The sequence below is a fragment of the Streptomyces sp. NPDC000134 genome, assembly GCF_042899225.1.
In the GTDB taxonomy this organism is placed as follows: Bacteria; Actinomycetota; Actinomycetes; order Streptomycetales; family Streptomycetaceae; genus Streptomyces.
Genome location: NZ_JBIAZN010000013.1, coordinates 88,563 through 102,487, shown reverse-complemented (window position 1 = coordinate 102,487; position 13,925 = coordinate 88,563). Strand labels below are relative to the sequence as shown.

Here is a 13,925-nt window from a genome sequence, read left to right as displayed (position 1 = left end):
TCTCATGCCGTTCGCTCTTCTTCTGCTGGGCCTGGCCGTCTTCGCCCAGGGAACGTCCGAGTTCATGCTGTCCGGGCTGGTCCCGGACATCGCCCGCGACCTGGGGGTGTCCGTCCCGGCCGCCGGCCGGCTGACCTCCGCCTTCGCGGTGGGGATGGCCGTCGGGGCGCCCCTGGTGGCCGGGCTCGCCCGGCGGTGGCCCCGGCGGGGCGCGCTGCTCGGGTTCCTGCTGGCCTTCCTCGCCGTGCATGTCGTCGGCGCGGTCACCGGCAGTTTCGCCGTCCTGCTGGCCAGCCGGGTGGCCGGGGCGCTGGCCAACGCCGGTTTCCTCGCCGTCGCCCTGGTGACCGCCGCCGGGCTGGTCCCGCCGGACGCCAAGGGCCGGGCCACGTCCGTGCTGCTCGGCGGGGTCACCCTGGCCTGTGTCGCCGGGGTGCCCGCCGGAGCGCTGCTCGGGCAGCTCTGGGGGTGGCGGTCGGCGTTCTGGGCGGTCGCGCTGCTGTCGGTGCCCGCGCTGGTGGCGGTGGCGCGGTCGGTGCCGGGCGGCGCCGCCGACGCCCCGGCCGCCGGGCTGCGGGGCGAGCTGCGGGCCCTGCGCCGCCCCCGGCTCCGGGCGGTGCTGGCGCTGGGCGCGCTGGTCAACGGGGCGACCTTCTGCACGTTCACCTATCTCGCGCCGCTGGTCACCGAGGTCGGCGGGCTGTCCCGCGGGTGGGTGCCGGGGGTGCTGGCGCTGTTCGGGGCGGGCTCGTTCGTCGGCGTGAGCGTCGGCGGGCGGCTCGCCGACCGGCGGCCGGTGCCGGCGCTGGTCGCGGGCGGCGTCGCGCTGTGCGCCGGGTGGAGCGCGCTCGCGGCGGTCGCCGGGGTGCCCGCGCTCGCCCTCGGCCTGGTCTTCGTGCTGGGCGCGCTCTCCTTCGGCGTCGGCTCCACCCTGATCTCCCAGGCCCTGTACGCGGCCCCGACGGCACCCAACCTGGCGGGCGGCTTCGCGACGGCGGCGTTCAACGTCGGCGCGGCGCTCGGCCCGTGGGCCGGCGGCACGGCGATCGGCGCGGGGCTGGGCTACCGGGGGCCGGTCTGGGTCAGCGCGGCGCTGGTCGCGGTGGCACTCGGGGGGACGGGGCTGGTGGCCGCGCGGGTGCGGGCCGGGGGCGGGAGGGTGCGGGCCGGCGCGCGGAGCTGACCGCGCGCCGGGCGGGGACGACGCCCTCAGAACCCTCCGCCGAAGTCGTTCCCGCCACCGCCGCCACCGCCGAAGTCCCCGCCGCCGAAGCCGCCGTCGAAGTCGCCGGGGTCGAAGTCCGCGCCGGAGACGTCGCCGCCCTCGAAGCCGCCGCCGAAGTCGCCGTATCCGGCGCCGTAGCCGGCTCCGTAGGCGGGGCCGGCCATCATGCTGCCGAGGACCGTGCCGACCAGCAGGCCGGGGAGGATGCCGCCGCCGAAGTAACCGCCCGCCCAGGGGCCGTAGGCCGGGCCCGCGTCCCAGTAGGGGCGGCGGCCGTAGTCGGTGTCGACCTGGCGGATCATCGGGTCGAGGCCGTCGTCGAGCCGGGTCCGGTCGGCGGCGCAGACCGGCACCTGGCGGGTGGCGCCGCCCGGCGGCGTCCAGGTGACGTCGGCGACCGAGGGGCCGTGCCGGGGGTCGAAGAAGCAGGGCGGCCGGCGTTCGGGCAGCGGCCGGCCCGCACGCCGGGCGGCGAGCCGGGCCAGCGAGAAGCGGCCGTCCTCCAGGGCCTGGGTGACGCCCCGCACGTCCTCGGGCCGGCGCGCCTCGGCCATGTAGGTCTTGGCCTGCTCGTAGGTGTCCAGCGCGTGCGCGTAGTCGGCGCGCATCGCGTCGTCGGCGCCGGGTTCCGCCGGGTGGAATTCGAGCCGGTCGAGTTCCTCGCCGAACGCGGTGATGTCCTCGTCGACCACCACCCGCAGTTTCTCCAGCGCGGCCCGCTGCTCCTCCTCCCGGCGCCGCCGGTTGCGCCGGACCAGCGCGTAGGCGCCGATCCCGCCGGCCGCCAGCACCGCGCCGGTGGCGGCCAGGCCGGTGACGGAGACGTCGGTGCCCCCGCCGCCGTCCCAACTGTTCGGCGCCGAGCCGCCGATGCCGCGCAGCGCGTCGTCGACGAAGTCGTTGAGCTGGGCCTTGGGGTCGCCGGTGCCCTGCACGGCGGTGACCAGGTTGGACACGCCCTGGGGGCTCAGCACGCTGCTGTCGGCGCGGGCGTCGAAGCGGTCGCCGAGCCGGATGCCGTACAGGCCGGTGACGCCGGTCTCGGTCCGCAGGTTCTGGAAGATGTCGGTGGTCGGATAGCCCTCGGGGAGCACCGCCACGAAGACGGGTTTGTCCGCGTCCTCGATCTTGTCGGCGAGTGCCTGGGCGTCCGCCTTGGACAGCAGGTCGGAGGCGGCCGGGTCGACGTAGACGGGGCTCTCGCGCAGGGCCTCGGCGACCCGGGACAGGTCGGTGTCCGCCCGGACGCCGGGCGCGGCGGCCAGCAGTGCCGCCAGCGCGGCGACGACCGGCACGATCAGGAGACGTACGAACAGACGCACGGGTGCGGCCCTCATACCTACGCAAGTACCCGCACCCGGGCATAAACCACATCGGTCGCCACATCGGTCCCGGGGACACTCGTGCCCCCGGGACCGCTGCGGAACGGGCGACGGCTCAGACCGCCCGTGCCCCGGGCCGCCCGTACCTCGGGCCGCCGGTGTCCCGGGCCGCCCGCGCCTCGGGCCGCCGGTGTCTCACGCGGCCCGGTACGCCTGCCGCAGTTTCCCGATCGCCGCCGCGTACGCGCCGGTCAGCGCCAGGTGGTCGGCGTCGGCGAAGGGTTTCGCCACCGCCCCGGTGATCCCGTCGCCCGCCTTCCGCTGGACCAGCAGCCGGGCCCGGGTGACCAGGGCTCGGCCCTTGGCGTCGGCGCCCGCCCGCTCGGCCGCCTTCGCGGCGCGCGCCAGCGCGGTGAGCGTGGCCTCGCCGCCCCCGGGCACGTCGGTACGGGTGGTCAGGCCCCAGCCGTAGGGGAACTGCGGGTCGTACTCCCGGTCCCCGACGTTGATCGGCAGTTGCGCCTCGGACCTCGGCCAGGTCACCGGGAGCTGCCCGGTGAACGGCCGCCTGCCGTAGAGGACGTCGGCCACGCCGCCGCCCTCGGTGCCCGGCAGCCAGGACGCCACCAGGGCGTCGATGTCACCGAGCCGGTCACCGATGAGCTGGGGGCGCCCGGCGACGACCAGCACCACGCACTTCATGGCACCGCACACCGCGTCCACCGCCGCCCGGTCGGCGGCGGACAGCTCCAGGTCGTGGCCGTTGCCCACATCGCCGACCCCCTCGGCGTAGGGCGTCTCGCCGACGACGACCACGCCGACGTCATGGCCGGTGAGCGGCGCGGAGGCGTCCTCGCTGTAGGTGAGGGAGCCGCCCGCCTCGCGCAGGCCCTCCAGGATCGTGGTGCCGGGGGTGATGTCGCCGGAGGAGCCCTGCCAGGTGACGGTCCAGCCGCCGGACTGGTCGCCGATGTCGTCGGCGTCGGACCCGGCGACGTACACCTTCTGGTTCTTCTTCAGCGGGAGCAGGCCGCCGGTGTTCTTCAGCAGGACCTGTGACTCGGCGACCGCCTGGCGGGCCACGGCGCGGTGCGCGGCGGAGCCGATCCGCTCGATGCCGCGGGTGTCGGCCCAGGGCCGTTCGAACAGGCCGAGCCGGAACTTCTGGGTGAGGATGCGGGCGACGGCGTCGTCGATCCGCCGCTGGTCGATCCGCCCGGCCCGCGCCTCGTCGGCGAGGGTGCCGCTGAACTCCTTGTAGGTGTACGGCACCATCATCATGTCGAGTCCGGCGCCGACGGCCGTGCGGACCTGGGCGGCGTAGTCGCCGGGGAGCTGGTCGATCGCGTTCCAGTCGCTGATGACGAACCCGTCGAAGCCGAGCCTGCCCTTGAGCACGCCGTTTATCATGTCGGCGCGGGCGTGCATCTTCACCGGTCCCCGGCCGTCGCCGGCGATGTCGAGCGAGGAGTACGAGGGCATGACCGTGCCGACGCCCCGGTCCACGGCGTCCGCGTACGGCGAGAGGTGGACGGCCTCGAGTTCCTGGCGGGTGACCTCGGTGACGCCCTGGTCGATGGTGTAGTCGCCGGTGGTGGAGGAGCCGTAGGTGGTGCCGCCGTCGCCGACGTAGTGCTTGGCGGTGGCCAGGACCTTGTCGGAGCGGCCGAGGTCGCGGCCGTCGGCGCGGCCCTGGAGGCCCTGGATCACCGTCTCCAGGGACTTCACCAGTGCGGGGTCCTCGCCGAAGGACTCGTAGGTGCGGCCCCAGCGTTCGTCGCGGGCGACGCACAGGCAGGGCGCGAAGGTCCAGGGGACGCCGGTGGCGCGGGTCTCGGCGGCGGTGACGGCGCCGGTGCGCCCGACGAGCGCCGGGTCGCGGGTGGCGCCGAGTCCGATGTTGTGCGGCAGGACGGTGGCGCCGGCCAGGTTGTTGTGGCCGTGCACCGCGTCGACGCCGTAGATCAGCGGAATCTGGAAGCGGGTGGCCTGCGCCCGCAGTTGGAAGCCGTCGATCATCTCGGCCCAGGCTTCGGCCGTGTTGGGCGTCGGGGTGGAGCCGCCGCCGGAGAGCAGCGAGCCGAGGCCGTAGGCGGCGATGTCGCCGGGGGCGGTCATGGCGCCGCGCTCGGCCTGGGTCATCTGCCCGGCCTTCTCCCGGAGGGACATCCGGGAGAGCAGGTCGGCGACGCGCTTCTTCACCGGCAGGCGGGCGTCGAGGTAGGGCAGGCCGTGGGCGTCCACCACGACGACCGGGTGCTCGGCGGGGGGCTTGGCGCCGGTGACGGTGAGTTCCAGCGGGATGGTCTCGGCGGACTCGGCGGCCCGGTCCTCGCGGGTGGTGACCCGCACCGTGCGGGTGGCGCCGGAGGCGGTCCCGGCGGGGAAGGTGACCGTGCCGCTCACCGGCGTGTAGTCCGCGCCGGGCTCGGCGCTGCCGCCGGCGGTCCGGTAGGCGACCGTGACCGGCTCGGCCAGCGGGGCGGCGCCGGTGGTGGTGACGGTGAGGTCCACGGTCGCGGAGGCGCCCTCGGTCACCGGGTGGACGGCGGCGCCGGTGGTGACGGCGGCGCGCAGCGACTGGTCGGTGCGGCCGTACAGCTCGACGGCGTCCATGGCGAACTCGCCGCGGACGCCGGCGGGCAGCGTGACGGCGTAGCCCCACATGCCGGTGAGGCCGAGGAGGTGGTCGATGCCGCCGACGGGCTGGTAGTCCGTGCGATAGGTGAAGTCGGCGAAGGGGAGTTCGATCTGTTTCCAGCCAGTGAAGTCATCGGTGAAGGAGGTCGTCCACAGTTCCGACGCCTCGCCGCCGCTGCCGCCGTCCTTGATCTCGAAATCGACGCGCTTGCCGCTGCCGTGGCCCTCCCACCAGAAGCGGACGCCCCGGTGGGCGGACCAGTCGCGGGCCGGCCGCGCGGTGCCGAAGTCGTGGGTGAAGCCGCCGTAGCCGCTGATGTCGTAGGTGCCGGCCAGGACCTTGCCGCCCTCGGGGGCGTCCGCGCGCTCGGCCAGTCGCAGGCCGGGCGGGTCGTCACGGCCGCCGCCCCAGGTGAAGATGCCCTCGGCAGGGGGTGCGGCGAAGGGCACCTCGCCCTCGAAGCGGTCGACGGGGACCGGGGCGGGGTCGTCCGCCGCGGCGGCGCCGGCCGCGGTCAGCGGGAGGAGCCCGGTGAGGAGGGCGGCACAGGCGAGCAGGGCGGTTCTTCGCATGAAAGGTCCCTAGACTCTCGGCAGCGAACTCACGGCTTAGATCACGGCGTGAGTTAACTGGCGGCGCCCCCGGCCGTCAAGACTTCACGCCATAACCGGTACACGGCCGGATTCACCCGGTCTTCTTTTCGGGAAGTGAACGCGGACCCTCTTGACGCGTACACGAAGACGTCCTTTACTCACGGCTCGCACGCCCCTGTCCCCCACACCTCGAAGGGCGGCGCTCCATGAGGAGAACCCTGCGGCTGCGGCTGGCCGCGACGCTCACCACCGCGGCGTTCACCGCCGTGTCCCCGGCCCCGGCCGAGGCCGCCGGCGAGCCGGTCACGGTCTGGCTGACCACCACCGACGACAGCGGCGGACGCCATGTCACGCGCGGCCTGGAGCAGCAGGCCCCGTTCGCCTTCCAGGCCGGCACCGGCGGCGGCGGGGAGAACATCACCGTCGACGAGGACACCCGCTACCAGACCTTCACCGGCGGCGGCGCCTCCTTCACCGACACCGCCGCCTGGCTGATGGACGGCAGCGGCGCGCTCGGCCAGAGCGCCCGGGACGCGGCCATGCGCAAGCTGTTCTCGCCGACCGAGGGCATCGGGCTGTCCTTCCTGCGCAACCCGATGGGCGCCTCCGACCTGGCCCGCTTCGGCTACACCTACGACGACGTGCCGGCCGGGCAGACCGACCCCGACCTCTCGGAGTTCACCCTCGCCCACGACCTCCAGGACGTCGTGCCGCTGACCCGGCAGGCGCTCCAGCTCAACCCGGCCCTGACGGTGATGGCCTCGCCGTGGACCGCGCCCGCCTGGATGAAGGACAGCGGGCGGCTCGACGGCGGCTGGCTGAAGGCGGAGTACTACGGCACCTACGCCGACTACTTCGTGAAGTACCTCCAGGGCTACCGCGCCCAGGGCATCCCGGTCTCCTACGTCACCGCGCAGAACGAGCCGACCTGCTGCTCGGGCTATCCGTCGATGAGCTGGAACGCCTCGGGGCTGGCCTACTTCACCAAGAACGAGCTGCTGCCCAGGCTCCGGTCGGCCGGCCTGGCCACGAAGGTGCTGGCGCACGACTGGAACTGGGACACCTACGACGCCTACGCCGCCCCGACCGTGGACGACCCCGCGGTGCGCGCCCACCCCAACTTCGGCGGCATCGCCTGGCACGGCTACGGCGGTGACGTGGCCGAGCAGACGGCGGTGCACGACCGGTACCCGCAACTGGACGCCTTCGGCACCGAGCACTCGGGCGGCACCTGGATCGCCGACCAGCAGCGCGAGGACATGATGAACATCATCGACTACACCCGGAACTGGGCGAAGTCGGTGACCAAGTGGTCCCTGGCGGTGGACCAGAACCGGGGCCCGCACAACGGCGGCTGCGGCACCTGCGACGGGCTGATCACCGTGCACAACGGCGACTCCAGGCACGGACAGGTCGACTACACCGTCGAGTACTACACGATGGGCCATCTGACGAAGTTCGTCCGGCCGGGCGCCCAGCGCATCGCCTCCACCGCCTCCTCGGCCGTGCCGAACGTGGCCTGGCGCAACCCCGACGGCTCCAAGGCGCTGATCGCGTACAACGGGGCGTCCGCCGCGCGGACGGTCACCGTCGACTGGGGCGGGCAGCACGCCACCTACACGCTGCCCGGCCGGACGTCGGCCACCTTCACCTGGTCGGGCTCCCCGTCCGGCGGCGGGGCCCGCACCGGCGCGTTCACCGGCCTGGCCGGCAAGTGCCTGGACGTGGCGGGCGGCGCGAGCGCCGACGGCACCGCCGTCCAGCTCTACGACTGCAACGGCTCGGCGGCCCAGTCCTGGACCGTCGCGGCGGACGGTACGGTGCGGGCGCTCGGCAAGTGCCTGGACGTGACGTCCGGGTCCACCGCCGACGGGGCGAAGGTCCAGTTGTACACCTGCAACGGCACCGGGGCGCAGGCGTGGTCGTACAACGCCGCCACCGGCGACGTGGTGAACCTCGCCGCGGACAAGTGCCTGGACGTCACCGACAACTCCTCCGCCAACGGCGCCCGCGCGCAGATCTGGTCCTGTACGGGCGCCGCCAACCAGAAGTGGAGGCTGGGTCAGCTCACTCGGCGGGGGTGACCCCGGCCCGCAGCAGGCCGTAGGTGTAGGCGTCCTCCAGGGCCTGCCAGGAGGCGGCGATCACGTTCTCGGCGACACCCACCGTCGACCACTCCCCCGAGCCGTCGGAGGTGGAGATCAGGACGCGGGTGGTGGAGCTGGTGCCGTGCTTGCCCTCCAGGATGCGGACCTTGTAGTCGACCAGGTCGAGCTTGGCGAGCTGCGGGTAGATCTGCTCCAGACCGACGCGCAGGGCCCGGTCGAGCGCGTTGACCGGGCCGTTGCCCTCGGCGGTGGCGACGATGCGCTCGCCCTTGGCCCAGAGCTTGACGGTGGCCTCGTTGGCGTGGGTGCCGTCGGGGCGGTCCTCGACGATGGCCCGCCAGGACTCCACGGTGAAGTACGTCAGCGGGCCGCCCTCGGCCTCGGTGCGCAGCAGCAGTTCGAAGGAGGCGTCGGCGGCCTCGTAGGTGTAGCCCTTGAGTTCGCGTTCCTTGACCCGCTCCACCACCCGGCCGACCAGTTCGCGGTCGCCGCCGAGGTCGATGCCGAGTTCCTTGCCCTTCAGCTCGATGGAGGCGCGGCCGGCCATGTCGGAGACCAGCATCCGCATGGTGTTGCCGACGCGCTCGGGGTCGATGTGCTGGTACAGGTCGGGGTCGACCTTGATGGCGGAGGCGTGCAGCCCGGCCTTGTGCGCGAAGGCGGAGACGCCGACGTAGGGCTGGTGGGTGGAGGGGGTGAGGTTGACGACCTCGGCGATGGCGTGCGAGATCCGCGTCATCTCGCTGAGCCGGCCCTCGGGCAGGACCGTCTTGCCGTACTTCAGTTCCAGGGCGGCGACGACCGGGAAGAGGTTGGCGTTGCCGACCCGCTCGCCGTAGCCGTTGGCCGTGCACTGCACGTGGGTGGCGCCCGCGTCGACGGCGGCGAGGGTGTTGGCGACCGCGCAGCCGGTGTCGTCCTGGGCGTGGATGCCGAGCCGGGCGCCGGTGTCGGCGAGCACGGTGGCGACCACGGCCTGGATCTGCGCGGGGAGCATGCCGCCGTTGGTGTCGCACAGCACCACCACGTCGGCGCCGGCCTCGGCGGCGGCGCGGACGACGGCCTTGGCGTACTCGGGGTTGGCGCGGTAGCCGTCGAAGAAGTGCTCGCAGTCGACGAACACCCGGCGGCCCTGGGCACGCAGGTGGGAGACGGTGTCGCGGACCATCTCCAGGTTTTCGTCGAGGGTGGTGCGCAGGGCCAGCTCGACGTGCCGGTCGTGGGACTTGGCGACCAGCGTGATCACCTCGGCTCCGGAGTCGAGGAGTGCCCTGACCTGCGGGTCCTCGGCGGCCTTGGCGCCGGCGCGGCGGGTGGCGCCGAAGGCGACCAGTTGGGCGTGCTTGAAGTCGATCTCGTCCCGGGCGCGGGCGAAGAACTCGGTGTCCCGCGGGTTGGCGCCGGGCCAGCCGCCCTCGATGAAGCCCACGCCGAAGTCGTCCAGGTGCCGTGCGATGGCCAGCTTGTCCGCGACGGTGAGGCTGATGCCCTCGCGCTGCGCGCCGTCGCGCAGGGTGGTGTCGAAGACGTGGAAGGAATCGTCGAGCTCGCTGGGTGCGGTCATGATCTTCAAGGCTCCTGTAGGGATCTCGGTCTACCGGAATGACCGGCTCCACCGTCCTCCTATGATCCCTCGCGCTCCGTCCCCGGCTTGCGGTGGGCCGGGAAAACGAAAAACCCCTCGCGGGTGCGAGAGGTCTGCGCGCGGGTCGAGGACGACGGTGTCCGCCCGTACCTGGTCGTACGTGGCGGTCACTGCGGACCGGCGCGCCTGCTGCCAATAATCATGGCGAACGAGAGCACGTCGGCAGTCAACCACAGTTACCCGCGCTGTCCAGGGCCTGTCTCACGATGCGGTCGGCCGCTGGGTCAGGTGTTCGTCCAGGAACTCCCGTACGTGGGTCAGGACGTGCCGCCGGCCGGTGCCGCGCAGGCCGATCGCCACATGGATGGCGAAGCCGTCGAGGAGGGCGCGCAGCCTGGTGGCGAACCGGTCGGGGTCGACGGCGCGGAACTCCCCGCGCGAGACGCCCTCGGCCAGCAGGGCGGTCAGGTCGCGGTGCCAGGCGCCCTCGATGGCGGCCTGCCGGTCGCGGGCGTCGTCGGGGGCGTTCTGCGACCGGTTCCACACCTCCAGCCAGAGCGTCCAGTGCGGGTCGCGGTGGCCGTCGGGGACGTACAGCTCCACATACGCGTCGAGGCGCTCGCGGACGGCGCCGGGCCGGGTGAGGAGCCGGCCGCGCTCGGCGCCGAGGCGGCCCTCGCTCCACTCCAGGGTCTGCAGCAGCAATTCGTCCTTGGTGCGGAAGTAGTACAGGAGGTGGCCGCTGCTCATGCCGACCTCGCGGCCGAGCGCGGCCATGGTGAGCCGCTCCAGTCCGCGTTCGGCGATCATCGCCATGGCGGCCGCGAGAAGGTCCTCCCGCGGCGGTGCCTGCCTGCGCCCACCACCGGCCATCGACTGCTCCCGGCTGCTAGATCTTCGGCTGCTGCTGCGTGATGCAGTGGATGCCGCCGCCGCCCGCGAAGATCGTACGCGCGTCGACCGGGGTGACCGCGCGCCCCGGGTACAGGCGGCGGAAGACCTCGGCCGCGAGGTCGTCGCGGGGGTCGTCGAAGGCGCACAGGACCACGCCGCCGTTGCAGACGTAGTGGTTGATGTAGGAGTAGTCGGCCCAGTGCCCGTCGGTCTCCAGGACGGTGGGCGCGGCGACCTCGACCACCTCCAGGCGGCGGCCCCGGGCGTCGGTGGCGGACCTGAGGACGCCGATGGCCTCGCGGGTGACCTCGTGGTCGGGGTGGGCCGGGTCGGGCTGGTGGTGGGCGACGACCACGCCGGGGCCCGCGAAGGCGGCGACGATGTCGACGTGGCCGAGGGTGCCGTACCCGTGCGGCGGGTAGTCGGCGGTCAGTCCGCGCGGCAGCCAGATCGCCTTGCGGGTGCCGAGGTGGGCGTGGATCTCGGCCTCGACCCGGGCCTTGGTCCAGCCCGGGTTGCGCTCGGGGCCGAGCTGCACGGTCTCGGTGAGCAGGACGGTGCCCTCGCCGTCGACGTGGATGCCGCCGCCCTCGTTGACCAGCTCCGAGGCGTACGTACGGGCCCCGGCGAGGCCGGCGACCTCGCGGGCGATCTCGGCGTCGTGCTCCCAGCGGGCCCACTCCTGCGCGCCCCAGCCGTTGAACGTCCAGTCCACGGCGGCCAGCTCGGTGCCGTCGGTCAGGAAGGTGGGGCCGATGTCCCGCATCCAGGCGTCGTCCAGGTCCCGCTCGACGGTGTCGATCCCGTCGCCGAGCAGTTCCCGCGCCTCGCGCGACCGGCCCGGTCCGCACACCACCGTCACCGGTTCGAAGCGGCGCACCGCGCGGGCGACGGAGGCCCAGGCGCGGCGGGCGGCGGCCAGTTCGCCGGGGTCGTCGAAGGTGGGGTTGGGGCCGGGCCACGCCATCCAGGTGCGTTCGTGCGGGGCCCACTCGGGGGGCATGCGGAAGCCGTCGGCGGCGGGGGTCATGGCGGGCACCTTCACAGGAAGTAGAGACGGTTGAGGGAGACGGACTCGGCCGGTCCGCAGCGGACCGGTTCGCCGTCCAGGGTGACCAGTCCGGTGCGCTGGTCCACGTCGACCGCGCCGGTACGGGAGTTGCGCAGCAGGTCGGCCGGGCCGATGCCCCGGGTGCCGCGCACCGCGACCCGGCGCCGGCGGGTCGGCATCCGGTCCCGGCCCTGGTCGAGGGCGGCCCGTGCCACGAAGGCCACCGATATCTCGGCCGGGGTCGCGCCGTGGGCGCCGAACTGCGGGCCGAGCACGAGGGGTTCGCAGGTGTCGGTGGCCGCGTTGGGGTCGCCGGTGACGCCGTACGCGGGGAAGCCGGACTTGAGGACGAGCTGCGGTTTGGCGCCGAAGTACTCGGGCCGCCACAGCACGATGTCGGCGAGCTTGCCGACCTCGATCGAGCCGACCTCGTGGGCGAGGCCGTGGGCGATGGCCGGGTTGATGGTGAGCTTGGCGATGTAGCGCAGCACGCGCTCGTTGTCGTGGTCCTCGGGGGCGCCGAACCGGTCCTTCATCTTCCCGGCCAGCGCGAAGGTGCGGCGGACGGTCTCGCCGGCCCGGCCCATGCCCTGCGCGTCGGAGGAGGTGATGCCGATCGCGCCCAGGTCGTGCAGCACGTCCTCGGCGCCCATCGTGGAGGCGCGGATGCGGTCGCGGGCCATCGCGGCGTCGCCGGGCAGGTCCGGTTTGAGGTCGTGGACGGAGACGATCATGCCGTAGTGCTCGGCGACGGCGTCCCGGCCGAAGGGCAGGGTGGGGTTGGTGGAGGAGCCGATGACGTTGGCCACCCCGGCCATCTTCAGCACGTTCGGGACGTGTCCGCCGCCGCAGCCCTCGATGTGGAAGGCGTGGATGGTGCGGCCCTCCAGCACCCGGAGGGTGTCCTCCACGGAGAGGCACTCGTTGAGGCCGTCGCTGTGCAGGGCGACCTGGACGTCGTGTTCCTCGGCGACGCGCAGCGCGGTGTCCAGGGCCCGGGTGTGGGCGCCCATGTCCTCGTGCACCTTGAACCCGGACGCGCCGCCCTCGGCGAGCGCCTCGATCAGCGGGGCCGGGTCCGAGGACGAGCCCCGGCCGAGGAAGCCGATGTTGACCGGCCAGGCGTCGAACGCGTCGAAGGCGTGCCTGAGCGCCCAGGGCGAGTTGACCCCGACGCCCCACACCGGCCCGAACTCCTGCCCGATGACGGTCGTCACGCCGGAGGCCAGGGACGCCTCCATGATCCGCGGGGACAGCAGATGGACGTGGGTGTCGACGGCCCCGGCGGTGGCGATGAGGCCCTCGCCGGAGACGATGGACGTGCCGGTGCCGACCACCACGTCGACGCCGTCGAGGGTGTCGGGGTTCCCGGCCCGGCCGATGGCGTGGATGCGGCCCTCGCGGATGCCGATGGACACCTTGCGCACGCCGAGCACCGCGTCGATCACCACGACGTTGCTGATCACCACGTCGCAGGTGTCGCGGACGGCGGCGGCCTTCAGGTGCAGTCCGTCGCGGGCGGTCTTGCCGAACCCGGCCAGGAACTCGTCGCCGTACCGCTGGGAGTCGGACTCGACGCGGATCACCAGCCCCGAGTCGCCCAGGCGGAGGCGGTCGCCGGCCCGGGGGCCGTGGGTGGCGGCGTACTCCCGGGGGGTCAGGTGCCGGGTCTCGGCGGGGTGTCCGCCGGGGCGGCTCATCGGCCGGCCTCCGCGCCCCGCACGCCCAGATAGCCGCAGGCGGCGGCCCGGCGCAGGGCCTCGTCCCGGGCGCCCGGCGCGTCCAGCGGCCCGTCGACCAGGCCGGCGAAGCCGATCGCGATCCGCTCGCCGCCGATCGCCACCAGCCCGACCTCGGTGCTCTCGCCGGGGCCGAAGCGCACCGAGGAACCGGCGGGGACGGCCAGGCGCATCCCGTAGGCGCGCTCGCGGTCGAAGTCGAGGCGCGGGTTGGCCTCGAAGAAGTGGAAGTGGGAGGTGACCGATACGGGCACGGTCGCGGTGTTGGTGACCGGCAGCCGGACCGCCGCCGCGGGCTCGGGGTGGGCCGGGCCCGGCAGCAGGGCGCCCGGCGCCCGCTCGCCCAGCCCTCCCCCCGCCTCACCGGGGGACCCCCGGCCGATCGGGTCGGTGACGACCGCGAGCCGGGACCCGTCGTCGAAGACCGCCTCCACGTGCACCTCGGTGACCACGTCCGGCACGCCGGGCAGCACGTCGTCGGGGCCGAGCACCGAGCGGGCGCGCTCGATCGCCTCGGCGAGCCGGGCGCCGTCGCGGGCCGCCTCGCAGACCGTGTCGGCGATCAGCGCGGTCGCCTCCGGCACATTGAGCCGGACGCCGCGCGCCCGGCGGGTCCGGGCGAGTTCGGCGGCCGAGAACAGCAGCAGCCGGTCGCGTTCCGTGGGGGTCAGACGCACGACGGGACACCTCCTTCGTTAGAGCAGCACTCTAAACGGAGGATACGTGTAGGCCAATATCTCCCTTCGGAGAGGTCGAGCGGCGCTCCA

General features: G+C 73.7%; 9 protein-coding genes. 2 read left to right on the top strand and 7 right to left on the bottom strand.

Features of this window, described 5'->3' with window-relative positions:
• Positions 1 to 4: 4 nt before the first annotated feature.
• Entirely contained in the window at positions 5 to 1,183 is a 1,179-nt protein-coding gene (locus ACFY32_RS20820) for a Cmx/CmrA family chloramphenicol efflux MFS transporter (RefSeq protein WP_359193647.1), read from the top strand.
• A 26-nt stretch (positions 1,184 to 1,209) separates the two neighbouring features.
• Here ACFY32_RS20820 and ACFY32_RS20815 read toward each other — a convergent pair whose 3' ends face one another.
• Entirely contained in the window at positions 1,210 to 2,562 is a 1,353-nt protein-coding gene (locus ACFY32_RS20815) for a hypothetical protein (RefSeq protein WP_359193650.1), read from the bottom strand.
• Between the two features lie 180 nt (positions 2,563 to 2,742).
• A complete protein-coding gene (locus tag ACFY32_RS20810; protein ID WP_390674931.1) occupies positions 2,743 to 5,760 on the bottom strand; it encodes a glycoside hydrolase family 3 N-terminal domain-containing protein in 3,018 nt (1,005 codons plus the stop codon).
• A 227-nt stretch (positions 5,761 to 5,987) separates the two neighbouring features.
• On the opposite strand from ACFY32_RS20810, the gene ACFY32_RS20805 reads away from it, so the two are divergent.
• A complete protein-coding gene (locus ACFY32_RS20805) occupies positions 5,988 to 7,865 on the top strand; it encodes a ricin-type beta-trefoil lectin domain protein (protein ID WP_390674930.1) in 1,878 nt (625 codons plus the stop codon).
• On the opposite strand, the gene cimA is transcribed toward ACFY32_RS20805, so the two are convergent.
• The 5 genes from cimA to ureA form a co-directional block, all read right to left on the bottom strand.
• Complete coding sequence (gene cimA, locus ACFY32_RS20800; protein WP_359193658.1) at positions 7,849 to 9,453, bottom strand: citramalate synthase; 1,605 nt, start codon at positions 9,451 to 9,453, stop codon at positions 7,849 to 7,851. The two genes, ACFY32_RS20805 and cimA, sit on opposite strands and share 17 nt — an antisense overlap.
• A gap of 282 nt (positions 9,454 to 9,735) precedes the next feature.
• Positions 9,736 to 10,347, bottom strand: coding sequence for a TetR/AcrR family transcriptional regulator (locus tag ACFY32_RS20795; protein WP_359193661.1), 612 nt, complete (start codon positions 10,345 to 10,347; stop codon positions 9,736 to 9,738).
• A 16-nt stretch (positions 10,348 to 10,363) separates the two neighbouring features.
• Complete coding sequence (locus tag ACFY32_RS20790) at positions 10,364 to 11,398, bottom strand: agmatine/peptidylarginine deiminase (protein WP_390674929.1); 1,035 nt, start codon at positions 11,396 to 11,398, stop codon at positions 10,364 to 10,366.
• A gap of 11 nt (positions 11,399 to 11,409) precedes the next feature.
• Complete coding sequence (locus ACFY32_RS20785; RefSeq protein WP_359193667.1) at positions 11,410 to 13,119, bottom strand: urease subunit alpha; 1,710 nt, start codon at positions 13,117 to 13,119, stop codon at positions 11,410 to 11,412.
• On the bottom strand, positions 13,116 to 13,835 hold the full coding sequence (ureA, locus tag ACFY32_RS20780) for an urease subunit gamma (protein ID WP_390674928.1): 720 nt from the start codon (positions 13,833 to 13,835) through the stop codon (positions 13,116 to 13,118). The genes ACFY32_RS20785 and ureA overlap by 4 nt, the downstream gene beginning before the upstream one ends.
• Between the last annotated feature and the right edge of the window lie 90 nt (positions 13,836 to 13,925).

What these genes read in the sequence shown, in the direction of transcription:
- ACFY32_RS20790 (WP_390674929.1), bottom strand. Translation starts at nt 11,398, where the DNA reads ATGACCCCCGCCGCCGACGGCTTCCGCATGCCCCCCGAGTGGGCCCCG.
- ACFY32_RS20805 (WP_390674930.1), top strand. Translation starts at nt 5,988, where the DNA reads ATGAGGAGAACCCTGCGGCTGCGGCTGGCCGCGACGCTCACCACCGCG.
- ACFY32_RS20795 (WP_359193661.1), bottom strand. Translation starts at nt 10,347, where the DNA reads ATGGCCGGTGGTGGGCGCAGGCAGGCACCGCCGCGGGAGGACCTTCTC.
- cimA (WP_359193658.1), bottom strand. Translation starts at nt 9,453, where the DNA reads ATGACCGCACCCAGCGAGCTCGACGATTCCTTCCACGTCTTCGACACC.
- ACFY32_RS20820 (WP_359193647.1), top strand. Translation starts at nt 5, where the DNA reads ATGCCGTTCGCTCTTCTTCTGCTGGGCCTGGCCGTCTTCGCCCAGGGA.
- ACFY32_RS20810 (WP_390674931.1), bottom strand. Translation starts at nt 5,760, where the DNA reads ATGCGAAGAACCGCCCTGCTCGCCTGTGCCGCCCTCCTCACCGGGCTC.
- ACFY32_RS20815 (WP_359193650.1), bottom strand. Translation starts at nt 2,562, where the DNA reads ATGAGGGCCGCACCCGTGCGTCTGTTCGTACGTCTCCTGATCGTGCCG.
- ACFY32_RS20785 (WP_359193667.1), bottom strand. Translation starts at nt 13,119, where the DNA reads ATGAGCCGCCCCGGCGGACACCCCGCCGAGACCCGGCACCTGACCCCC.